Origin of the sequence: Enterobacter quasihormaechei (genome assembly GCF_004331385.1) — a bacterium.
Classification (GTDB): Bacteria; Pseudomonadota; Gammaproteobacteria; order Enterobacterales; family Enterobacteriaceae; genus Enterobacter; species Enterobacter quasihormaechei.
Genome location: NZ_SJON01000005.1, coordinates 108,272 through 129,425, shown reverse-complemented (window position 1 = coordinate 129,425; position 21,154 = coordinate 108,272). Strand labels below are relative to the sequence as shown.

Here is a 21,154-nt window from a genome sequence, read left to right as displayed (position 1 = left end):
TATGGTCACCTGAGACGATACCAGAGCCCTTATTACAATTAAGGGCTTAGGCATGTAAAAAGGCTGACCGCTCAGGGATAGACTTTTTCTTTGTACTCACACAGATCTTCGATGATGCAGGAGCCGCAGCGTGGTTTACGTGCAATGCAGGTATAACGCCCGTGAAGGATGAGCCAGTGGTGGCAGTCCACCTTAAACTCCGCAGGGACCACCTTTAACAGCTTCTCTTCAACCTCTTCAACGTTCTTGCCCGGCGCGAACCGGGTGCGGTTAGAGACGCGGAAGATATGGGTGTCCACGGCGATCGTCGGCCAGCCAAACGCCGTATTTAGCACCACATTTGCCGTTTTCCGCCCGACGCCCGGCAACGCTTCCAGCGCAGCGCGATCTTCCGGAACTTCACCGCCGTGCTGCTCCAGCAGGATCCGGCAGGTCTTAATGACGTTTTCGGCCTTGCTGTTAAACAGGCCGATGGTCTTGATATAGGATTTCACCCCTTCAACGCCCAGCTCCAGCATGGCCTGGGGCGTATTGGCGACAGGGTAGAGCAGGGCCGTTGCTTTGTTGACGCTCACGTCAGTGGCCTGCGCGGAGAGCAGCACCGCGATCAGCAATTCAAACGGCGAGTTAAAATTCAGCTCCGTCGTTGGATGAGGGTTCTCATCGCGCAGGCGCGTGAGGATCGCTATGCGTTTCTCTTTATTCATGCTGCTTTCTCGGGTATCCCTTCCTGTACGCTGCGTTCAGCGGCGCGGCGCTTACGTTTTTCATCAATCAGGTATTTTAACGCCAGCATCATCCCAAGGCCAATGAAGGCTCCCGGGGGCAGCATCGCCAGCAGGAACGGGGTGTCCGTATGGAACACCTCAATGCGCAGCGACTTCGCCCAGCCGCCAAGCAGCGCATCAGCACCGTCAAAGAGCGTGCCGTTGCCCAAAATTTCACGCACGGAGCCGAGAACAAACATGGCGGCAGTGGCGCCCATGCCGATCGAAAACCCATCCAGCGCGGAGATGGCCGGGTTGTTTTTCACCGCGAAGGCCTCAGCGCGTCCAACGACAATACAGTTGGTCACGATAAGGGGGATGAAGATCCCGAGGGACTGGTACAGGCCAAATGCGTAGGCGTTAATCAGCATTTGCACAACGCTGACTACCGACGCAATGATCATGACATAAATCGGAATACGGATTTCCGACGGCGTCCAGCGGCGCAAAACAGAAATTGAGAAGTTGGTCAGGGTCAGCACCAGCGTAGTCGCCAGCCCCAGTCCGAGCGCGTTGGTGGCGGTAGATGTCACCGCCAGCAGCGGGCACAACCCCAGCAGCTGTACCAGTGCCGAGTTGTTTTTCCAGAGTCCCTGGACGATAACCTCTTTAACCTGGCTCATGGTCACTCCTCACAGGCGGAAAGGTGATTGATCTGCGCGGGCAGCGTTTCGGCATATAGCCCGGCGCGTTTGACGGCGTTAACTACCGCGCGAGGCGTAATCGTGGCGCCGGTGAACTGGTCAAACTCGCCGCCATCTTTTTTCACCGCGAAAGCGGGATCGTCCTCGCCGTGAATCATCTTCCCGGCGAAGTGTAAAATCCAGTCGCTTAAGCGGGTTTCAATTTTGTCGCCAAGGCCCGGCGTTTCGTGATGTTCCGTCACGCGCGTGCCCAGCACGGTGCCGGAAAAATCACTGCCCACAAGCAGCTGAATCGCGCCGGAGTAACCGTCCGGCGCGGTGGCTTCCATGACGGCACCCACCGGGCTATCGCCCTTACGGGCAATATAAACGCGGTGCGCCCCTTTACCGAGTTGGGGGGCCTGCACAACAAAGCAGCTTTTTTGCAGATCGTTATCATAAAGATCTGATGGGATCACCTGATCGAACAGCGCTTTTTGCTGCTTGATTGCCTGCTCTTCAATGGTGTTTTTCGTCAGTTCATTCACCAGCGCGGTCATTCCGGTGAGGGCGGCGGCGAAGATCGCCAGCGTGACGCCGTGTTTTTGCATTGTCTTTAGCATGGCGTGACCCTTAGCGATGGCCGTACACGCGCGGACGCGTGTAGTAGTCGATGAGCGGAACGGTGATATTCGCCAGCAGCACGGCAAAAGCCACGCCGTCCGGATAGCCGCCAAAGCTGCGAATGAGCCAGACCATCAGGCCCGCCAGCGCGCCGAAAATCAGACGGCCACGGTTAGTGGTGGAGGCGGTGACCGGATCGGTCAGAATAAAGAATGCCCCGAGCATGGTCGCGCCGGAGAGCAGATGGAGCTGCGGGCTGGCCAGTGAATCCGGTGAAATAACCCAGCCGAGCGTCGAGCAGACGGCCAGCGTCACCAGGAAGCTCACCGGAATATGCCAGCGGATCGCTTTTTGTTGCAGCAGGAAGGCGCCGCCCAGGAGGTAGGCCAGATTGACCCACTGCCAGCCAGCGCCCGCCAGCACGCCGCTGAAAATGGAGGATTTCATCACCTGCTCAACGCTGTGACCGGCGCGCAGGGAGGTTTTGAAGGTATCAAGCGGGGTGGCCTGGCTGATACCGTCCACGCCCATGCGAAGCGCGTTCATATCCGCGCCCAGCGCGGTGTGGCCGGTAAAGATAACGTGCAGGGCATCCATAAAGCCGGGCACGGTGGCGGCGATCTCATGCGGCGGCAGCCAGCTGGTCATCTGTACCGGGAAGGAGATCAGCAGCACCACGTAGCCAATCATCGCCGGGTTAAACGGATTATGGCCCAGCCCGCCGTACAGCTGTTTAGCGATAATCACCGCAAATACCGTCCCCAGCATCACCATCCACCACGGGGCGAACGGCGGAATGCTGATGGCCAGCAGCAGACCGGTCAACAGGGCTGAGTTATCGCTCAGGATGCGCGTGACGTCCATTTTGCGCAGCTTCAGGATCGCGGCTTCTGCTGCAACGGCGCTGGCACAACCCAGAATCAACTGGAAAAGCGTACCCCAGCCGAAAAACCAACACTGAACGGCAATACCTGGCAGCGCGGCCAGGCACACCAGCATCATAATACGCGATGTCTGGCGCTGGTTATGGGTATACGGGGAACTTGCAATTCTGAAAACCATTTAATCCTCGTTAACGGCTTGCTGCGCGGCTTTCTTTGCCTGAACGCGCGCAATCGCGGCGGCGACTGCGGCTTTGCGTGGATCGTCGTTAGCGGCCGCAGGCAGGTCGTCCTGCTGCGCCGCTTTTCGTGCTTTCGCGCGGGCGATGGCCGCTTCAACGGCGGCTTTACGCGGGTCGACGGGCGCTTCACTCTCTTCGGCAGGCTGACTCTGCGCTGCTTTACGTGCTTTGGCGCGGGCAATAGCCGCTTCCACGGCCGCCTTGCGCGGATCCGTCGCTTCCTGTTCAACCACTACCGACTGCTGTCCGGCTTTGCGGGCTTTTGCACGGGCGATAGCCGCCTCCACCGCCGCTTTACGCGGGTCGAAGTCGGCTTCCGGATTGACGTTTTGCGCTTTCTCCGCCTGACGTGCGCGCGCTTCGGCTTTACGCGCCTCGCGGGCTGCAATCGCTTCGCTGTTATCCGGCTTCTGTCCCGCCACGATCGCTACCGCCTGGGCGGCAGTGGCTTTTTTCTCGCGCACGCGGGCCAGGGCTGCGTTAATGGCGTCCTGATCTTTGGCCGCAGGCTGCACGGCGGCCTGCTTATGCCGTTCCTGACGGGCTTGTTTCTCGTGCTCCAGTCGCGCCTGGCGCGCTTCAAATCGGGCCTTCGCTTCAGCGGCACGTTTTTCTTCCATGGAGATCGCGTAGATTTCGGCTTTCTCCTGACGGAAGTACTGCACCAGCGGAATATTGCTTGGGCAGACCCAGGCGCAGGCACCGCATTCAATGCAGTCAGCCAGGTTGTGCGCCTGAGCTTTATCGTGCAGCTGGCCTTTGCTGTACCAGTACAGCTGCTGCGGCAGCAAATCTGCCGGACACGCGTCCGCGCAGGCGCTACAGCGGATGCAGCCTTTCTCTTCCTGCGTTTCGCCCATCTCCGATGGGGATGGGGCCAGCAGGCAGTTGGTAATCTTCACTACCGGCACGTCGAGCCACGGCAGGGTAAAGCCCATCAGCGGGCCGCCCATAATGACCATCTGATCGCTTCCCGGGCAGAAGTCCGCCTGTTCAAGCAGATGACGTACCGGCGTACCCAGACGCGCCCAGACGTTACCGGGACGGGAGACGGACTCGCCGGTCAGCGTGACGACGCGTTCGGTCAACGGCTCACCGTCGATGACCGCACGCTTCACCGCGTAAGCGGTACCCACGTTTTGCATCAGCACGCCGATGTCGGACGAACGGCCCCCGTGGGGTACCTGTTTACCGGTCAGGATCTGCGTCAGCTGCTTTGCCCCGCCGGACGGGTATTTCGTCGGGATCACGCGAAGACCAATATCATGGCTGTCGGCCAGCACCGCGCGCAGCATCGAAATGGCCTGCGGTTTATTGTCCTCAATACCGATCAGCACGTCACGGGGTTGCAGAATATGCGCAAGGATGCGAATACCTTCCACCACCTGCGCCGCGCAGTCCTGCATCAGACGGTCATCGGCGGTAATGTACGGTTCGCACTCGGCGGCGTTGATAATCAGCGTTTCGATTTTATCACCGCCGCCGTGCAGCTTGACGCCGGTCGGGAAGCCAGCGCCCCCGAGACCCGCCACGCCGAACTGATGAATGCGTGCAATCAGCTCTTCACGGCTGCGGGCACGGTAGTCGCTCCAGCCGTCACGATCGATCCAGCGGTCTTCGCCATCGGCTTCAATGATGACGCTCAGCTCAGACAAGGCCGACGGATGGGCAACGGTATGGGGGGCAATGGACACCACCTTACCGGAAGTCGGGGCATGTATCGGCAGCATCCGTCCGCGACCAAAGGTCAGCGGCTGACCGCGAAGAACGCTATCGCCTTCCTTCACGCACAGCTCACCCTCAGCGCCGATGTGCTGTTTGAGTGGCATAACGTAACGGGTCGCCAGCGGGATCTGGCGCAGCGGCGTGCCGTTAGACTGCGATTTCATTTCCGGCGGATGAATACCGCCATCGAAATCCCAGATCTTCTCTTTTCTGAAAGCAGAAAATAACTTAAGCATGTTGTTCCACAGGAATATTGCGAACCGGAATGGTCTGAAGATCCCACTTCCAGTTTTCGGTAGTCGTTTCAACCGGGCGTAGTTCTATACACTGCGTCGGGCAGGGCGCCACGCAGAGATTACAGCCGGTGCACAGATCCGCCACAACGGTGTGCATCGCGCGCGTAGCGCCCACAATGGCGTCTACGGGACACGCCTGAATACATTTGGTGCAGCCGATGCAGTTGGCTTCGTCGATCACAGCAAGGGCACGGATCGGCTCCTGCGCCTGTTCATCGCCGTCGACAGGCTGCGGATCGACGTTAAGCAGCGCGGCAATTTTAAGCATGACGGCTTCGCCACCCGGCGCGCAGCGGTTGATCTTTTCTCCCTGCACGCCCACCGCCTCAGCGTAAGGGCGACAGCCAGGGTAGCCGCACTGCCCGCACTGGCTTTGCGGTAAAAGCTCATCAATTTTTTCAACAACCGGATCGTCCTCTACCGCAAAACGGCGGGAGGCATAACCCAGAATGACGCCAAAGACGAGTCCCAGTACGCTGATGGACGCGATGGCAATCCAGATAGCACTCATTACAACTTCACCAGACCACTAAAGCCCATAAAGGCCAGAGACATTAAACCGGCGGTCACCAGGGCGATGGCGTTACCGCGAAACGGCGCGGGAATATCCGCCGCTGCCAGACGTTCGCGAATCGACGCGAACAGGACCATAACAAAGGAGAAACCGACCGCCGCGGAAAAACCGTACAGCGCCGACTGCATGAAATTATGCCCAAGGTTGATGTTGAGCAGCGCCACGCCCAGCACCGCACAGTTAGTGGTGATGAGGGGCAAAAAGATGCCCAGCAGACGATACAGGGCAGGGCTGGTTTTTCGCACAACCATTTCGGTAAACTGCACCACGACCGCGATGACCAGGATAAAGGACAAGGTGCGCAGGTAAAGCATGTCCAGCGGGATCAGGATCCAGGTGTCAATCAGCCATGCGCAAATGGAGGCCATCGTCATCACGAAGGTGGTAGCCAGCCCCATGCCCATTGCCGTCTCCAGCTTTTTGGAGACGCCCATAAACGGGCACAGGCCAAGGAACTTCACCAGTACGAAGTTATTAACCAGCACAGTTCCGACAAAGAGCAATAAGTAATCGGTCATTATTTAGCCTGAAATAAAATAGCCGCCTATTATCGGATAAACGACAACAGGCCACAACAGGTTAACTGTAAGGTTATTACGGGTTAACGAAGGTCTTCTTAACGCGCGTCGAACGCTTGAAATAGGGCACCAGAAGCGCCGTTGCCAGCAGCGGAAACAGGAGCTGGCGAACCGCCAGCGCGTCAGATACTGGCGAAAAAGCGAACGCTTTAACGGCCAGCAGCACGGAGACAAGCAGCCAGATAATATAATGTTTCGGCACGTTTTTGCGGCGCTTAAAGAAGGCGATGGTCAGCCACAGCGTGTAGTACCACATTGCGATCGCGAAAACGAACGACACAAACCACGTTGCAATATTAAGCGCACTCTGGGACATCAGCGTCTGAATAGCATGAGGCGTAACCAGTGCGGTGGTGTAAAGCAACAGCGCCAGCGATGCGCTTAATAGTGCCACCAGCAGCCATGCCAGCGGGGCGATTAACCAGCCCCCAATTCTTTCTCCAGGCAATGCGGTCATACGCTCTCCCATAGTCTGCGCGAAATGTTATACAGAAATTTGCAGGGCGGAGAGTATATAACATTTCGCGCCGAAGGCTACTTTCTTATACAACGTAACGCCAGACGGACTTAGGCACTTCCCCCACGTTGAACAGACGACCGCCGGAGACGAGTTCGGCGCGACGATGGTCAGCAGCGCGGTACATATTGATGATGTCCTGATTATCCGACAGCGTGTAGTTCAGATGGTCAAACAGTTTTTCCAGGCTTTCAAGGGAATTGATCTTGCGAAATTTTAATAAATAGTCCTGAACTGTCATATTAATAAGTTTCCATATAAAAGGGTAATACCCATAAAGGTAATGCGTTCGAATAATAAACGGATTAATAAAGACGTAAACTGTCCACTCGGGTAACGCGACGAAATTAGGAGTTTTCTTTGCGAAGAATCAGGCATCAGCAGATGCCTGGAAGAGAAGGGTAACCCCGTTCATTACGGCTGGCAATACGTACCATAACGTAATGTGTCACGCTTTATGACGGTATGGCTTACTTTTGTTGTGCGACAGTGACGGGCTCCGGCGGCTGGTAGTTATCGATATGGCTGGCAATGCCAAGCAACACGACCGAAACCCCAAGGACAATCCATCCCGCTAATTCAATGATTCGATTAATTATTGACGTCATAATTTGTGTTTGTAATTTATCCATAAATACAGATTACAAATGTTACAGCGCCCTTTTCTCCAGAGCAAGCGCTTTGGGAACGATTCCTCGTGACAATATGTCTCCTTTAATGCGGCGTTACAAAAAAACGTTTCCGCGGGATGCTATTTTAACGCACAGGGCACATTATTAATCTGTGCGATAAGCACAGGGCCAGTGATAAATAAGCGCACAGCGAGGGGCACACGATGAGTGAAAACATCCGCGTCGGTCTTATTGGCTACGGGTACGCAAGTAAAACCTTTCATGCACCTCTGATTGCCGGCACGCCGGGCATGGCGCTGGCGGCTATTTCAAGCAGCGATGAAGCCAAAGTCCACGCCGACTGGCCCACCGTGCCGGTGGTGACGGAGCCTAAGCATCTGTTTAACGATCCTAATATTGACCTTATTGTTATCCCTACCCCTAACGACACCCACTTCCCGCTGGCGAAAGCGGCGCTGGAGGCGGGTAAACACGTTGTCGTCGATAAGCCCTTTACCGTGACGTTGTCACAGGCGCGAGAGCTGGACGCGCTGGCGCGAAGCCTGGGGCGGTTATTGTCGGTCTTTCACAACCGGCGCTGGGACAGCGATTTCCTGACGGTGAAAGCGCTGCTGAGCGAAGGCACGCTCGGGGAAATTGCCTATTTTGAATCGCACTTCGATCGTTATCGTCCGCAGGTGCGTGACCGCTGGCGCGAGCAGGCGGGGCCGGGCAGCGGCATCTGGTATGACTTAGCGCCGCATCTGCTCGATCAGGCCGTCCATCTGTTTGGTCTGCCCGTGAGCATGACGGTCGATTTAGCGCAGCTCAGGCCGGGCGCGGAGACAACCGACTATTTTCACGCGATTTTAAGCTATCCTCAGCGCCGCATCGTGCTGCACGGGACAATGCTTGCGGCTGCGGAATCGGCCCGCTATATCCTTCACGGGGCGCGCGGCAGCTACGTGAAGTTCGGCCTGGATCCCCAGGAAGAGCGCCTCAAAAATGGCGAACGCTTACCGCAGGAGGACTGGGGCTACGACATGCGGGACGGGGTGGTGACGCGTGCGGAGGGCGAGACGCTGGTTGAGGAAACGGTGTTGACCCTGCCGGGGAATTACCCGGCCTACTACGCTGCAATCCGTGACGCGCTGAACGGTTCAGGTGAAAATCCGGTTCCGGCGAGCCAGGCCATCCAGATTATGGAGCTCATCGAGCTGGGGATCGAATCTGCCAGACATCGCGCCACGCTCTGTCTGGCATAGGTGTTAAATACGTTTGTAGGCCGGGTAAGGCGTAGCCGCCCCCCGGCAAAGGGTTTATGCGGTCGCCACCTTATCCCGAAGCGCCTGTTTCTCTTCAGGCGTCAGGAAGGCAATTTCCAGCCCGTTGATTTGTGCCTGACGGATCTGCTCGCGGCTCAGTCCGGCCTGCGGTGCGGCGACAGTGTATTCATGAATAATATCCACGCCCTGAACGGCCGGATCGTCCGTGTTCAGTGAAGCGAGAACCCCGTGTTCCAGGAAGGTTTTCAGCGGGTGTTGCGCCAGCGATGCCACCGTACTGGTCTGAATATTGGAGGTCAGGCAGGATTCAATTCCGATACGTTGCTCTGCGAGGAAATCCATCAGCGCACGATCTTCAATCGCCTTCACGCCGTGACCGATACGTTCCGCACCCAGCTCACGAATGGCCTGCCAGATGCTTTCCGGCCCCGCGGCTTCACCCGCATGAACGGTAATGTGCCAGCCGGCATCACGTGCGCGGTTGAAATGAGACAGGAACAGGCTGCCCGGGAAGCCCAGCTCGTCACCGGCGAGGTCGATGGCGGTGATCTGGTCGCGATGCGCCAGTAACGCCTCCAGCTCCTGAAGACAGGCCGCTTCACCGAAGGTACGGCTCATAATGCCGATTAAACGCGCCTGAACGTCAAAGGTTTTGCAGCCTTCACGCACGCCTTCAATGACCGCTTCAACCACGCCCGCCACGGGCAGGTTGTGGGTCATCGCCATATAGCCCGGGGAGAAACGCAGCTCGACATAGTGCAGGCCGTTGCGTGCGGCATCTTCAATGTTTTCAAAGGCGACACGGCGACAGGCATCGAGCGAGGCCAGCATCTTCACGCCCCAGTCGAGCTTGCTCAGGAAACTCACCAGATCCGGCTCGTTCGACGTGACCTGGACATGGGGGATCAGGGTTTCGAGCGTTTCAGCAGGAAGCGTCAAATTGAACTGGCGGCCAAGATCGAGAATGGTTTGGGCACGAATGTTGCCGTCAAGATGGCGGTGAATATCGGTTAAAGGCAGGCGTGTATCAATCATGGTCGCACTCTTTGCTGGTTAAAGTGCGCCATATTATAAAAACAAAACGGGGTAAAAAGCTATTTGCGCAAGGGAATATTCCGTTGCGCAAATAATTTACAGCAGCGTGTTGATGCCCGCGATGAGGCGCTGAACGCCCTGTTCAAGCTTACTACGGGGGCAACCCGCATTCAGACGAACGTAGCCTTTTCCTTCTGCTCCATAGGTATATCCCGGCATGATGGCCACTTTTTGCTGCTCAATCAGCACCTTTTGCAGCGTATTGTCGTCAATACCGAGCGGACTGAGGTCGATCCAGGCCAGATAGGTAGCCTCAGGCGGTTGCCAGCTGAGTGCCGGAAAGGCGGTATTCAGTTCGTCAGCAATATAGCGCAGATTTTCTGCAAGATATGCCCGCAGCGCATCCAGCCAGGGTTCGCCCTGCCGATAAGCCGCAATGTGTGCGGTCAGCGCCAGCACGGAAGGGGAAGAGAGCCCGTCCCGGCCTTTTAATGCATTCAGATAGGCGTTACGGCTGTCGTTATCGGCGATAAGCCCGTAGGCGCCCGTCAGCGCCGGAATGTTGAAGCTCTTGGATCCCGAGGTCAGCAGCGCCCATTTGCCACTCGCCACCTCATTCCAGGGCGTATGGCGATGCGTTCCCCATACCATATCCATATGAATTTCGTCGCTGATTACCGCCACATCGTATCGTCTGCAAAGCGCCGCCATTGTGGCCAGCTCGTCCCGCGTCCAGACTTTGCCGGTCGGGTTTTGCGGGCTACACAGCAGCAAAATCGTGTTTTCCGGTTTTGCCAGCGCCGCTTCCAGCGCGGCCATATTGCCGTCCCAGCCATGCGCCGTTTTCTGCATCGGCACGGAAACAACGTTACGCTGGTTGCCGTCGACCGCTTTGTAAAACGCATCATAAGCCGGAGTATGAACCACCACGCCGTCGCCAGGCGAGGACCAGATGCGGATCAGCTCAGAGACCATATAAATAACCGACGGTCCATACACCACGGTTTCGCTATCAATTTGACTGTTAAAGCGTTGCCGGAACCAGTGCGCTACGGCGGCCAGGAAGTCGTCATTTTTCCAGCGACTGTAGCCAAACACCCCGTGGTTAATTCGCTGGTGCAGCGCTTCGGTAATGCAGGGGGCGGTGGCAAAATCCATATCAGAGATGGTGAAGGGCAGCAGGTCGGCAGCGCCAAAACGGTCGGAGACATAATCCCACTGGGTACACCAGGTGCCGTGTCGATCCACGACGGTAGAAAAATCAAACATGACGGTGCTCCGTAAAGTAAAACCCCCTCATAACGAGGGGGGCGAGGCATCAGGCTTCGACGGTTCGCATCAGGGTTGCCAGCTCATCCTTCACTGACTGAACCTGCGGGCCAATGACGACCTGCAAATTGTGTTGATTTAACTGTACCACGCCGATAGCCCGGTTAGCTTTAAGGGCGTTGGTGTCCACTTTCGACATGTCTGCCACCGACAGGCGCAGGCGGGTGATGCAGTTATCCAGAGAGGTGATGTTATCCGCACCGCCCAGCGCCGCCAGAATAGCCGGCGTGTTATAGCCGGATTTACCCACGGTTCCGGCTACCGCCTGTTCAACGCTGGTGGCCGTATCGGCATCGCGGCCTGGCGTTTTCAGGTTAAAGCGGGTGATGGCGAAGCGGAAGATCCCGTAGTACACCGCAAACCAGATGGCCGCCACTACCGGCACCAGATACCACTTGGTAGACAGGCCGTGCAGGATACCGAACACCACGAAGTCGATCACGTTGCCGTCGGTATTGCCGATGGTGACGCCCAGCACCGCCATCACGGTGAAGCCCAGGCCGGTCAGCACGGCGTGAATGAGGTACAGCACCGGCGCTACGAACAGGAACAGGAACTCGATAGGCTCGGTAGTGCCGCCTACGACGCAGGCGATCACGCCGGAAATCAGCAGGCCTTTAATTTTATGACGGTTTTCTGGACGGGCGCAGTGGTACATCGCCAGCGCCGCGCCGGGCAGACCGCCGAGGAAGGCAGGCATTTTACCCTGTGACAGGAAACGGGTCGCGCTTTCAGAGAAGCCGTGCGTGGTCGGGCAGCTCAGCTGCGCCTGGAAGATGGTCAGCGCGCCGCTCACGGAGTGGCCGCAGACGTCCATGGTGCCGCCCGCTTCGGTAAAGCGGATCAGGGCAACCAGAATGTGCTGTAGGCCGAACGGTAGCAGCAGACGTTCGCCCGTGCCGAAAATCATCGGTCCGAAATCACCCGCGCCGTTGATAATGCGGCCAATACCGGCAATCCCCATCGCAAAAACGGGCCAAATCAGGGGGATGATCAGGCCAAACAGCCCCATCACAACCAGCGTAATAATTGGCACAAAGCGGGTGCCGCCGAAGAAGGCCAGCGCATCGGGCAGGCGGATGTTATGGAAGCGCTCGTGCAGCATCCAGATGATCACCCCGGCGATCACGGCTCCCAGGATCCCGGTGTCGATGGACTGAATGCCGATCACGCTCTGAATGTTATTGGCTTTCAGTACGGCCGCGTCGGTCGTCGGCAGTATGCCTTTCGCGGTCAGCCAGAAGTTAACCGCAAGGTTCATGACCGCATAGCCCACGAAGCCCGCAAAGGCCGCCACGCCTTTATTTTCGCGCGCCAGGCCCAGAGGGATGGCGATACAGAACATCACCGGCAGGAAACTGAAGGCAAACGATCCGACCTTGCTCATCCAGATGAAGATCGCCTGAAGTACCGGATTTCCCAGGAAAGGGATCAGGGTAATGACATCGTGGCTGCTTAACGAACTGCCGATCCCCAGCATGATCCCGCAAAAGGAGAGAAGTGCCACGGGCAGCATAAAGGTCTTACCCAGTTGCTGGAAAAACTCCCACAGCGATATTTTTTGTGCTGCTTTCGTCGTCATAAAACGACTCCTTAAATGGTAGAAAGAGATTTAACGGCCTCGATGCAGCGAGAAGATAAAACGTTTTATCAAACTTTAGTGCGCGCTAAATCACATTCTCAGGCTTTTACTGGTAGTATAAAGATAACGTATTGATAAAACGTTTTAGCGTTCTCATTATCAGGGAGTCACGCCACCACATGGCTGTAGCGAAAAAGATCACCATCAACGATGTCGCGCTGGCGGCGGGGGTTTCCGTCAGCACCGTTTCGCTGGTACTGAGCGGAAAGGGGCGCATCTCTCCTGCAACGGGTCAGCGCGTCAACGAGGCCGTTGAGCAGCTGGGCTTTGTGCGAAATCGCCAGGCGTCGGCGCTGCGCGGCGGACAAAGCGGGGTGATAGGGCTGATCGTTCGCGACCTCACCTCGCCGTTTTATGCAGAACTGACCGCGGGGCTTACCGAGGCGCTTGAAGCGCAGGGGCGAATGGTGTTTCTGCTCCACGGTGGGCGCGAACCGGAGCAGCTGCTCTCCAGGCTGGATATGCTGCTGACGCAAGGGGTGGATGGGGTGATAGTGGCCGGTGCGTCCGGCGTGGGCAGCGAACTTTGTGAGCGCGCCGCGCAAAAAGGGGTACCGCTGGTGTTTGCGTCGCGCGCCAGCTATCTCGACGAAGCCGATACCCTTCGCCCGGATAACATGCAGGCCGCGCAAATGCTGACCGAACATCTTATTCATCGCGGCCATCAGCGTATCGCCTGGCTTGGCGGTAAAAGCTCGTCCCTCACGCGTGCCGAGCGGGTGGGCGGTTACTGCTCCACGCTCATCAAATACGGCCTACCGTTTCACAGCGAATGGGTGGTGGAGTGCGAATCCAGCCAGAAGAAAGCCGCAGAAGCCATCGGCACGTTGCTCCGCACCAGCCCGACAATCAGCGCGGTGATTTGCTATAACGATGTGATTGCGATGGGGGCGTGGTTCGGCTTGATCCGCGCCGGACGCCAGAGCGGTGAGGGCGGGGTAGAAACCTTCTTTGGTCACCAGGTGGCGCTCGGGGCGTTTGCCGATGTGGGTGAAAATGCGCTGGACGATCTCCCCATCGTCTGGGCGACGACGCCGGCTCGTGAAATGGGGTACACCCTCGCGGACAGGATCATGCAGCGGATCGAGAAGGCGGACGTCCAGGCCGGGCATCAGATTGTGGCGGCGCGGTTAGTGACGGTGAAGTGACGCAGGCTCAGAATCGTAGGCCGGGTAAGGCGCAGCCGCCACCCGGCAATAAAAAACCCCTCGTGCGAGGGGTTTTGTCGTTTACTGCTGCGGTACTGCCGGCGGCGCTGCCGGTTCAGCCGGTGCCGGAATGCCCAGCGTCGGCATACCAAACATGCCGACAAAATCTTCCAGCGGCATTTTGTCGCCGTTGAGCGTTACCTGACCATTAGCATATTGCAGGCTGGTGGAAATGGTGTTGTCTTCCACTTTCGTGATGCGGAACATCTGGCCCATCGCCGCCAGGCCTTTCACCTGCTGGTTCGCCAGTTTGCCTGCATCCTCTTCACCATAACCTTCAAGCTTCGCAATCTGCGTCATGAACTCGGTCGCCATATCCATCGGGATAGTCAGCTTGCTGTCGAGCGACTTCACGCTGCGGTCAACTTCCTGCGCCAGGGTCTGCGGCTCGCCGGTAGCGGCTGCCGGATCCTTCAGGAACAGCGACAGGTTGAAGTTGGTTTCGCCCTTGTCGTTTTTCCAGCTCAGTGGCGCAACGGTAATTACCGGCTCGCCTTTCAGCAGGATCGGCAGGTTATTAAACAGCACGCTCATCGCCTGCTGCTGGTACGCCTGCGGATTCTGTTGCAGGGCGGCATCGGTCAGCAGAGCCTGGCTCTCTTTGCTGTATTTCTGGCTAAATTCGTGCCATGCCTGGCCGTCAATGTTGCCGATTTTCAGTGACAGCTTGCCGGTACCCAGGTCCTGATTCTGAACCTTCAGGCTTTTCAGGCTGTAATCCAGCTGGGTGTTGATGCTTTTACCGTCTTTGGACACGTCCGACTTGCCGTCCAGATCCATGCCTTCCAGCACCGCCATCTCTTTGCCTTCAATCGCAATGGCGATCTTATCGAGGCTCAGCTTCTGGTCGCCAATACGCTCGTCAAAATCGGTCATGCGGCTGTTGCCGCTGGCCTTCAGGTTGTTAAAGGTGAGCTGAACCTTCTGGTTATATTCATTAACTGAATTCACCAGGCCGCTTTCAGCATCGCCTGTCAGGGAGACATTCTTGCCGTCACGATCGGCGTCAAGCTTGAAATTACCGCCGCTGAAGGCGACTTTATCGGTGCCTTGTTCATAATTCAGCGCTTTCAGGTCGATGTCGGAATGCGTATCGCCGGCATAGCTGATGCGGGTATTGATCTCAAACGGCGACGTATTTTTCGCCATATCGAACAGCGGCTTCGTCACCTCATTATTGACCAGTACGGTTCTGGCTGATGCCATGGAGGGGATCAGGTTAAATTTCTTCAACTGCGCCAGCGGGAACGGACCGTGGCTGACCACCTCATCCAGAACCACGCTCTGGCCCGGTTTCAGCCAGGCGTTCTGATTACCCGCAACCGGCTTCACCACCACCTGCATATGGCTGGTAAACACGCCGCGCTGGTAATTCTGGTAGCTCAGCTCCAGGCCTGCTTCAGGCGCGCTGCGCTTAATCTCGCTGTTTGCCTGCGCCATCATCTCTGCCAGACGGCTTTCCAGCTGTTTCCCGGTATACCAGGAAGCACCCGTCCAGATCACGCCTAAAGCAACAATCACTCCTACCGCTACGACCGATTTTTTCATTGCGATTATCCCTAAAATGAAACCAGGCGGTCAAAACCGCCTGGTGTTACAACGCCTGTTACTAGCTTAGCAAGAGTTGTTAAAAAATTCAGTAAGTCCCTAAAGCTTATTAAAAACGCGCGCCAGACGGCCAGTGCCGCTTACCAAGACAGGCGACTCGTTTGCCGGAACAAAAGCGGATTCCCCCGGCTTGAGCACCAGACGCTCGCTACCGTTATGAAAGGTCGCTTCACCTTCCACGCAGAACAGGATCGCCGCGCTCTCCTGAGCAATGGCAGTTTCGTCTGCGCTAAGGTCGTGCAGGGAGAAGGCAAAATCGTCAACCGGGATCGGGAAGTCCAGCTCTGCGCCGTTTTTCACCGGCTGGGTAAGCAGCTCCGCAGCAGGTTTCGCCTCGAACTTCACGTTGGCAACCAGCTCAGGGATGTCGATGTATTTAGGCGTCAGGCCCGCGCGTAGCACGTTATCGGAGTTAGCCATCACCTCCAGCGCCACGCCGTTCAGGTAGGCGTGCGGGGTTTCAGCGAACAGGAACATCGCTTCGCCCGGATTGAGCTTCACCACGTTCAGCAGCAGCGGAGAGAAGAGGCCGCTGTCGTCCGGGTAAAACGCGGAAATCACGCGAATGGTCTCCCATGGCTCACCTTGCTGGCCGTTCAGCGCGGCTTTCAGCACCGCCAGCGCGTGGGATTTTTCCTCGCCCTGCATATTCAGCAGGCTGGCAAACAGCGCGCTCAGGGCTTCCGCGGTAGGGTTCTCCAGGAAGTGGGCGATAGCCTTGTGCGCCCCGGCGACCGGTTGCAGCAGAGAAATAATCTCGGAAAACTCGCGGAAGGCATTCATCGCCAGGAAAGGGGTAAGGGCGAACACCAGTTCCGGCTTGTGGTTAGGATCTTTGTAGTTACGTTCTGCCGCGTCTAACGGAATACCTGCGGCATTTTCTTTGGCAAACCCGATTTCAGATGCTTTTTTGTTTGGATGAACCTGAATGGAGAGCGGCTGATCGGCGCACAGTACCTTGAACAGAAACGGCAATTCACCAAAACGATTTGCCACTTTTTCGCCGAGCAGCGCAGCCTTGTCGGCGTCGATGACGTCACGCAGGCCGCGAACCTGGCCGCTGGCATCTTCTATTTTTGAGCTGCTCTTCGGGTGCGCGCCCATCCACAGCTCTGCCATCGGCAGATTGTCCGGGTTGGCGATACCGTAGAGTTCCGTTAACGCAGTTTTACTTCCCCAGGCGTAGTTTTGCACTGAGTTGATGAGTTTTTGCATTATCAAGCCCTGATTCAAATGTGGAATTAACTCCGGGTATTAAAGCAATAAACCGGATGGAAGTAACCTGCGGATGTAAAAAGTCGTACTAGTCTCAGTTTTTGTTAAAAAATTGTGTAGGATAAGCTGACTCGCTTTTAAGCCGGGCAGCGGAACATCTGCCCTGAATAAACAGACCGACGCAGTAAGTGAGAGAACAATGTCGAATAAACCCTTCCATTATCAGGATCCTTTCCCCCTCAGTCAGGATCGGACCGAGTATTACCTGTTAACCCGCGATTACGTTTCTGTCTCTGAGTTTGAAGGGCAGGAGATCCTCAAAGTTGACCCACAGGCGCTTACGCTGCTGGCGCAGCAGGCCTTCCACGATGCTTCCTTTATGCTTCGTCCGGCGCATCAGCAGCAGGTTGCCGATATCCTGAGCGACCCGGAAGCCAGCGAGAACGACAAATACGTCGCGCTGCAATTCCTGCGTAACTCGGATATCGCGGCGAAAGGCATTCTGCCGACCTGCCAGGACACCGGCACGGCCATTATCACCGGTAAAAAAGGCCAGCGCGTCTGGACCGGCGGCGGTGACGAAGCGGCGCTGGCGCACGGCGTCTACAACACCTACACCGAAGATAACCTGCGCTACTCGCAAAACGCGGCGCTGGATATGTACAAAGAGGTGAACACCGGCACTAACCTGCCGGCGCAGATTGACCTCTACAGCGTCGACGGTGACGAATATAAATTCCTCTGCATCGCCAAAGGCGGCGGTTCAGCCAACAAAACCTATCTTTACCAGGAAACCAAAGCGCTGCTGACTCCGGGCAAGCTGAAGAACTATCTGGTCGAGAAGATGCGCACCCTCGGCACCGCGGCCTGTCCGCCGTACCATATCGCGTTTGTGATTGGCGGTACGTCCGCTGAAAGCACCCTGAAAACCGTCAAGCTGGCCTCCACCAAATACTACGATGGGCTGCCAACGGAAGGTAACGAGCATGGTCAGGCGTTCCGCGACGTGCAGCTTGAGCAGGAACTGCTGACCGAAGCGAAGAATCTGGGGCTGGGCGCGCAGTTTGGCGGGAAATACTTCGCGCATGACATTCGCGTGATCCGACTCCCGCGTCACGGCGCATCCTGCCCGGTGGGCATGGGCGTGTCGTGCTCTGCGGATCGTAACATCAAGGCCAAGATCAACCGCGACGGCATCTGGATCGAAAAGCTGGAGAACAACCCGGGTAAATATATCCCGGAAGCGCTGCGTAAAGCGGGTGAGGGCGAAGCTGTGCGCGTTGACCTGAACCGTCCAATGAAGGAGATCCTGGCCCAGCTTTCACAGTATCCGGTTTCAACGCGCCTCTCCCTGAACGGGACAATTATCGTGGGCCGCGACATCGCCCATGCGAAGCTGAAAGAGCGCCTGGACAACGGCGAAGGGCTGCCGCAGTACATTAAAGATCACCCGATCTACTACGCAGGCCCGGCAAAAACGCCTGAGGGGTATGCTTCCGGTTCGTTAGGCCCCACTACGGCGGGCCGTATGGACTCTTACGTTGACCAGTTGCAGGCCAACGGGGGCAGCATGATCATGCTGGCGAAAGGCAACCGCAGCCAGCAGGTGACGGACGCGTGCCACAAGCACGGCGGCTTCTACCTCGGCAGCATCGGCGGCCCGGCAGCGGTGCTGGCGCAGGGCAGTATCAAGAGCCTGGAGTGCGTGGAGTACCCGGAGCTGGGTATGGAAGCGATCTGGAAAATTGAGGTGGAAGACTTCCCGGCGTTCATCCTTGTGGATGACAAAGGTAACGACTTCTTCAAACAGATCCAGTCGTCTCAGTGTTCGGCGTGTGTGAAGTAATTCTGTAAATTGCCGGGTGGCGCTTACCCGGCCTACACTCTCGTAGGTCGGGTAAGCGCCACCCAACGTCAAAAAGAGCGCACAAAGCGCCATAACGTTTCTCAGAAGTCATCAATACTTATCTCTTAAGCATGTGAGCAATCCCATCTTTGTTATCAAGGAGTAAGTAATGACAATGCATCGCCGCGAGAAAGACTCTATGGGCGCCATCGACGTCCCGGCCGACAAGCTATGGGGCGCGCAAACCCAGCGTTCGCTGGAGCATTTCCGCATTTCGACAGAAAAAATGCCCGTCTCGCTCATCCAGGCGCTGGCGTTGACCAAACGCGCAGCCGCCAAAGTAAACCAGGATTTGGGCCTGCTGGATGCCGATAAGGCCAGCGCCATCATTAACGCCGCCGACGAAGTGCTGGCGGGCAAGCATCCCGACGAATTCCCCCTCGCCATCTGGCAGACCGGTTCAGGCACCCAGAGCAACATGAACATGAACGAGGTGCTGGCGAACCGCGCGAGCGAGCTGCTTGGCGGCGCACGCGGCATGGAGCGTAAGGTTCACCCGAACGATGACGTGAACAAAAGCCAGAGTTCCAACGACGTGTTCCCGACGGCCATGCACGTGGCGGCTGTCATCGCTGTCCGCGAGCAGCTTATTCCGCAGCTCAACGTGCTCAAATCGACGCTTAATGAGAAAGCGCAGGCTTTCCGCGACATCGTTAAAATTGGTCGTACGCATCTTCAGGACGCCACGCCGCTGACGCTCGGCCAGGAAATTTCCGGCTGGGTGGCGATGCTGGAGCACAACCTTAAGCATATCGAACACAGCCTGCCGCACCTGGCGGAGCTGGCGCTTGGCGGAACGGCGGTTGGCACCGGGTTAAATACCCATCCCGAGTACGCGGTGCGCGTGGCCGACGAGCTGGCGAAGATCACCGGGCAGGCGTTTGTTACCGCCCCGAATAAGTTCGAAGCGCTGGCGACCTGCGATGCGCTGGTTCACACCCATGGCGCGCTGAAAGGGCTGGCAGCCTCGCTGATGAAAATCGCCAACGACGTCCGCTGGCTGGCCTCAGGCCCGCGCTGCGGCATCGGCGAGATCAGCATTCCGGAAAACGAGCCGGGCAGCTCCATTATGCCGGGTAAAGTGAACCCAACGCAGTGCGAAGCCATGACCATGCTGTGCTGCCAGGTGATGGGTAATGACGTGGCGGTGAACATGGGCGGCGCGTCGGGTAACTTCGAGCTTAACGTCTATCGCCCGATGGTGATCCACAACGTACTGCAATCGATTCGTCTGCTGGCCGACGGCATGGAGAGCTTTAACGAGCACTGCGCGGTGGGCATTGAGCCAAATCGCGAGCGAATCAGCCAGCTGCTGAATGAGTCCCTGATGCTGGTAACGGCGTTGAACACCCATATCGGCTATGACAAAGCGGCCGAAATCGCGAAAAAAGCGCACAAAGAGGGGCTTACCCTGAAAGCCTCTGCGCTGGCGCTGGGCTACCTGACGGACGCCGAGTTTGACGCCTGGGTCCGCCCGGAAGCGATGGTGGGCAGCCTTAAGTAATCACTGCGCCACATACAGGTGCAGCCGCGGAATAATCAGCTGTAGCGGCTGCGCCTGGGGTTTATAGCGATGCTGAACGTTTTCGGCATCGTAGTTCAGTAGTTCCCCGATATCCGGCACTACCGCACCCCGATCGGCATCGTAGAGCGCAATCAGCGGCGTTGGGCAGGCATACTGCACCTGCTTTTGCTGTCCGGCATACCAGACGCGGGCGATAGGCTGCACCTTCACCGGACGCTTTATCTTAAGACGCGTCTCAGCCGGCAGGGAGGCAATGCTGTGGTACTCCTGCTCCAGCCGTTCAATCCACTGCTCCCGCGACCACGGGGCGACCGTCCGCGGCGATTTCAGGCTTTTCTCCAGCTGCGCCAGGATCTCATCGCGCGTGAAGTTTTTAATGATGTGCTTGTTGGCCCAGCCGAAGCGCAGCGTGGCGGGGTGGCGCAGTACCGTCAGCGAGCGGTAAGCGTTCAGGGTGATCAGCCCCGGAAGCTGGCGATGCACCCATTCAAAGCGGGCTGCGGGCGCCAGCCCGGACTCAACGGTCACGATCTTCTCGAAGGCGGCTTTCAGCGCATTAATATGCGTAATCTGCGCCTCAATCTCTTCACGCGTTGCGGTATCCGTTTGCAGACAGATGACGCCGGGCAGGCGAACGGCGGCCTTACTGCTGCGATTTTCGGACTGCTGCTGGATGAAGAGGCGGCGATAGTGCTGCAACGTCAGCTCCAGGGCAGCCTTACCAATATGCTGCGTCACTTCGATGGTGTTCAGCGGATCGTGTTCCGCGCCTTTCGCCACGTCGGGCAGGGAAAAGACGCGGGCGGCCAGCAGGCGGCAGCCCTGTAGTTGCCCCGTCAGGGTCAACAACGCCTGCTCTATTTCCCGAAACGTGGTGTTCAGCCTTTCGATGAGATCGTAAGTCGCCATGATCGCCCTTAATTAGTTACAACATACTAAAGGTATAGCACAACATGCCGGGT

Annotated in this window: 20 protein-coding genes; 4 read left to right on the top strand and 16 right to left on the bottom strand. The window is 57.2% G+C overall.

Annotated features, from left to right (window positions below; all coding sequences use genetic code 11):
- Positions 1–71 precede the first annotated feature (71 nt).
- The 10 genes from nth to blr all read right to left on the bottom strand — a co-directional run bounded on the left by nth (position 72) and on the right by blr (position 7,423).
- On the bottom strand, positions 72–707 hold the full coding sequence (nth, locus tag E0L16_RS09240) for an endonuclease III (protein ID WP_015570668.1): 636 nt from the start codon (positions 705–707) through the stop codon (positions 72–74).
- Positions 704–1,390: an electron transport complex subunit E gene (locus E0L16_RS09235; RefSeq protein ID WP_063448911.1), complete on the bottom strand. Its 687-nt coding sequence runs from the start codon at positions 1,388–1,390 to the stop codon at positions 704–706. The genes nth and E0L16_RS09235 overlap by 4 nt, the downstream gene beginning before the upstream one ends.
- 2 nt (positions 1,391–1,392) lie before the next feature.
- A complete protein-coding gene (gene rsxG / locus E0L16_RS09230; RefSeq protein ID WP_131636783.1) occupies positions 1,393–2,013 on the bottom strand; it encodes an electron transport complex subunit RsxG in 621 nt (206 codons plus the stop codon).
- Positions 2,014–2,023: 10 nt separating this feature from the next.
- On the bottom strand, positions 2,024–3,076 hold the full coding sequence (gene rsxD / locus E0L16_RS09225) for an electron transport complex subunit RsxD (protein ID WP_131636782.1): 1,053 nt from the start codon (positions 3,074–3,076) through the stop codon (positions 2,024–2,026).
- On the bottom strand, positions 3,077–5,098 hold the full coding sequence (gene rsxC / locus E0L16_RS09220) for an electron transport complex subunit RsxC (protein WP_131636781.1): 2,022 nt from the start codon (positions 5,096–5,098) through the stop codon (positions 3,077–3,079).
- The gene (gene rsxB / locus E0L16_RS09215; RefSeq protein WP_063866964.1) at positions 5,091–5,669 is read right to left on the bottom strand and encodes an electron transport complex subunit RsxB; all 579 of its coding nucleotides are present in this window, start codon (positions 5,667–5,669) and stop codon (positions 5,091–5,093) included. Before rsxB ends, rsxC begins: the two co-directional genes overlap by 8 nt.
- Positions 5,669–6,250 (bottom strand): electron transport complex subunit RsxA, encoded by a 582-nt coding sequence (gene rsxA, locus E0L16_RS09210; RefSeq protein ID WP_022647920.1) that lies wholly within the window; start codon positions 6,248–6,250, stop codon positions 5,669–5,671. The genes rsxB and rsxA overlap by 1 nt, the downstream gene beginning before the upstream one ends.
- Before the next feature lie 76 nt (positions 6,251–6,326).
- Positions 6,327–6,767 (bottom strand): DUF2569 domain-containing protein, encoded by a 441-nt coding sequence (locus E0L16_RS09205; protein ID WP_017693547.1) that lies wholly within the window; start codon positions 6,765–6,767, stop codon positions 6,327–6,329.
- A gap of 85 nt (positions 6,768–6,852) precedes the next feature.
- On the bottom strand, positions 6,853–7,068 hold the full coding sequence (ydgT, locus tag E0L16_RS09200; protein ID WP_000217941.1) for a transcription modulator YdgT: 216 nt from the start codon (positions 7,066–7,068) through the stop codon (positions 6,853–6,855).
- 229 nt (positions 7,069–7,297) lie between these two features.
- The gene (gene blr / locus E0L16_RS09195; protein WP_151884424.1) at positions 7,298–7,423 is read right to left on the bottom strand and encodes a division septum protein Blr; all 126 of its coding nucleotides are present in this window, start codon (positions 7,421–7,423) and stop codon (positions 7,298–7,300) included.
- Between the two features lie 239 nt (positions 7,424–7,662).
- Here blr and E0L16_RS09190 point away from each other — a divergent pair, with 239 nt between their 5' ends.
- Positions 7,663–8,703, top strand: coding sequence for an oxidoreductase (locus E0L16_RS09190; RefSeq protein ID WP_107535228.1), 1,041 nt, complete (start codon positions 7,663–7,665; stop codon positions 8,701–8,703).
- A gap of 54 nt (positions 8,704–8,757) precedes the next feature.
- Here E0L16_RS09190 and add read toward each other — a convergent pair whose 3' ends face one another.
- The 3 genes from add to malX form a co-directional block, all read right to left on the bottom strand.
- Positions 8,758–9,759 carry an adenosine deaminase gene (gene add, locus E0L16_RS09185; RefSeq protein ID WP_063448903.1) on the bottom strand — a complete coding sequence of 334 codons (1,002 nt, stop codon included), beginning with the start codon at positions 9,757–9,759 and terminating at the stop codon, positions 8,758–8,760.
- Positions 9,760–9,855: 96 nt separating this feature from the next.
- The gene (locus tag E0L16_RS09180; protein ID WP_131636780.1) at positions 9,856–11,028 is read right to left on the bottom strand and encodes a MalY/PatB family protein; all 1,173 of its coding nucleotides are present in this window, start codon (positions 11,026–11,028) and stop codon (positions 9,856–9,858) included.
- Positions 11,029–11,077: 49 nt separating this feature from the next.
- On the bottom strand, positions 11,078–12,670 hold the full coding sequence (gene malX, locus E0L16_RS09175) for a maltose/glucose-specific PTS transporter subunit IIBC (protein ID WP_063866957.1): 1,593 nt from the start codon (positions 12,668–12,670) through the stop codon (positions 11,078–11,080).
- A gap of 179 nt (positions 12,671–12,849) precedes the next feature.
- Between malX and E0L16_RS09170 the strand changes: the two genes are divergently transcribed.
- Positions 12,850–13,878, top strand: a complete 1,029-nt coding sequence (locus tag E0L16_RS09170; RefSeq protein ID WP_112792992.1) for a Mal regulon transcriptional regulator MalI — start codon at positions 12,850–12,852, stop codon at positions 13,876–13,878.
- Between the two features lie 81 nt (positions 13,879–13,959).
- On the opposite strand, the gene E0L16_RS09165 is transcribed toward E0L16_RS09170, so the two are convergent.
- Entirely contained in the window at positions 13,960–15,486 is a 1,527-nt protein-coding gene (locus E0L16_RS09165; RefSeq protein WP_131636779.1) for a YdgA family protein, read from the bottom strand.
- Between the two features lie 99 nt (positions 15,487–15,585).
- Positions 15,586–16,761 carry a mannose-6-phosphate isomerase gene (gene manA, locus E0L16_RS09160; RefSeq protein ID WP_131636778.1) on the bottom strand — a complete coding sequence of 392 codons (1,176 nt, stop codon included), beginning with the start codon at positions 16,759–16,761 and terminating at the stop codon, positions 15,586–15,588.
- Positions 16,762–16,960: 199 nt separating this feature from the next.
- Between manA and fumA the strand changes: the two genes are divergently transcribed.
- Both fumA and fumC read left to right on the top strand, forming a co-directional pair.
- Entirely contained in the window at positions 16,961–18,607 is a 1,647-nt protein-coding gene (gene fumA / locus E0L16_RS09155; protein ID WP_131636777.1) for a class I fumarate hydratase FumA, read from the top strand.
- A gap of 169 nt (positions 18,608–18,776) precedes the next feature.
- A complete protein-coding gene (gene fumC, locus E0L16_RS09150) occupies positions 18,777–20,171 on the top strand; it encodes a class II fumarate hydratase (RefSeq protein ID WP_112792995.1) in 1,395 nt (464 codons plus the stop codon).
- Here the strand turns inward: fumC and tus are convergent, their stop codons facing one another.
- Positions 20,172–21,101 carry a DNA replication terminus site-binding protein gene (gene tus / locus E0L16_RS09145; protein WP_131636776.1) on the bottom strand — a complete coding sequence of 310 codons (930 nt, stop codon included), beginning with the start codon at positions 21,099–21,101 and terminating at the stop codon, positions 20,172–20,174.
- Positions 21,102–21,154 lie beyond the last annotated feature (53 nt).

What these genes read in the sequence shown, in the direction of transcription:
- nth (WP_015570668.1), bottom strand. Translation starts at nt 707, where the DNA reads ATGAATAAAGAGAAACGCATAGCGATCCTCACGCGCCTGCGCGATGAG.
- E0L16_RS09235 (WP_063448911.1), bottom strand. Translation starts at nt 1,390, where the DNA reads ATGAGCCAGGTTAAAGAGGTTATCGTCCAGGGACTCTGGAAAAACAAC.
- rsxG (WP_131636783.1), bottom strand. Translation starts at nt 2,013, where the DNA reads ATGCTAAAGACAATGCAAAAACACGGCGTCACGCTGGCGATCTTCGCC.
- rsxD (WP_131636782.1), bottom strand. Translation starts at nt 3,076, where the DNA reads ATGGTTTTCAGAATTGCAAGTTCCCCGTATACCCATAACCAGCGCCAG.
- rsxC (WP_131636781.1), bottom strand. Translation starts at nt 5,098, where the DNA reads ATGCTTAAGTTATTTTCTGCTTTCAGAAAAGAGAAGATCTGGGATTTC.
- rsxB (WP_063866964.1), bottom strand. Translation starts at nt 5,669, where the DNA reads ATGAGTGCTATCTGGATTGCCATCGCGTCCATCAGCGTACTGGGACTC.
- rsxA (WP_022647920.1), bottom strand. Translation starts at nt 6,250, where the DNA reads ATGACCGATTACTTATTGCTCTTTGTCGGAACTGTGCTGGTTAATAAC.
- E0L16_RS09205 (WP_017693547.1), bottom strand. Translation starts at nt 6,767, where the DNA reads ATGACCGCATTGCCTGGAGAAAGAATTGGGGGCTGGTTAATCGCCCCG.
- ydgT (WP_000217941.1), bottom strand. Translation starts at nt 7,068, where the DNA reads ATGACAGTTCAGGACTATTTATTAAAATTTCGCAAGATCAATTCCCTT.
- E0L16_RS09190 (WP_107535228.1), top strand. Translation starts at nt 7,663, where the DNA reads ATGAGTGAAAACATCCGCGTCGGTCTTATTGGCTACGGGTACGCAAGT.
- add (WP_063448903.1), bottom strand. Translation starts at nt 9,759, where the DNA reads ATGATTGATACACGCCTGCCTTTAACCGATATTCACCGCCATCTTGAC.
- E0L16_RS09180 (WP_131636780.1), bottom strand. Translation starts at nt 11,028, where the DNA reads ATGTTTGATTTTTCTACCGTCGTGGATCGACACGGCACCTGGTGTACC.
- malX (WP_063866957.1), bottom strand. Translation starts at nt 12,670, where the DNA reads ATGACGACGAAAGCAGCACAAAAAATATCGCTGTGGGAGTTTTTCCAG.
- E0L16_RS09170 (WP_112792992.1), top strand. Translation starts at nt 12,850, where the DNA reads ATGGCTGTAGCGAAAAAGATCACCATCAACGATGTCGCGCTGGCGGCG.
- E0L16_RS09165 (WP_131636779.1), bottom strand. Translation starts at nt 15,486, where the DNA reads ATGAAAAAATCGGTCGTAGCGGTAGGAGTGATTGTTGCTTTAGGCGTG.
- manA (WP_131636778.1), bottom strand. Translation starts at nt 16,761, where the DNA reads ATGCAAAAACTCATCAACTCAGTGCAAAACTACGCCTGGGGAAGTAAA.
- fumA (WP_131636777.1), top strand. Translation starts at nt 16,961, where the DNA reads ATGTCGAATAAACCCTTCCATTATCAGGATCCTTTCCCCCTCAGTCAG.
- fumC (WP_112792995.1), top strand. Translation starts at nt 18,777, where the DNA reads ATGACAATGCATCGCCGCGAGAAAGACTCTATGGGCGCCATCGACGTC.
- tus (WP_131636776.1), bottom strand. Translation starts at nt 21,101, where the DNA reads ATGGCGACTTACGATCTCATCGAAAGGCTGAACACCACGTTTCGGGAA.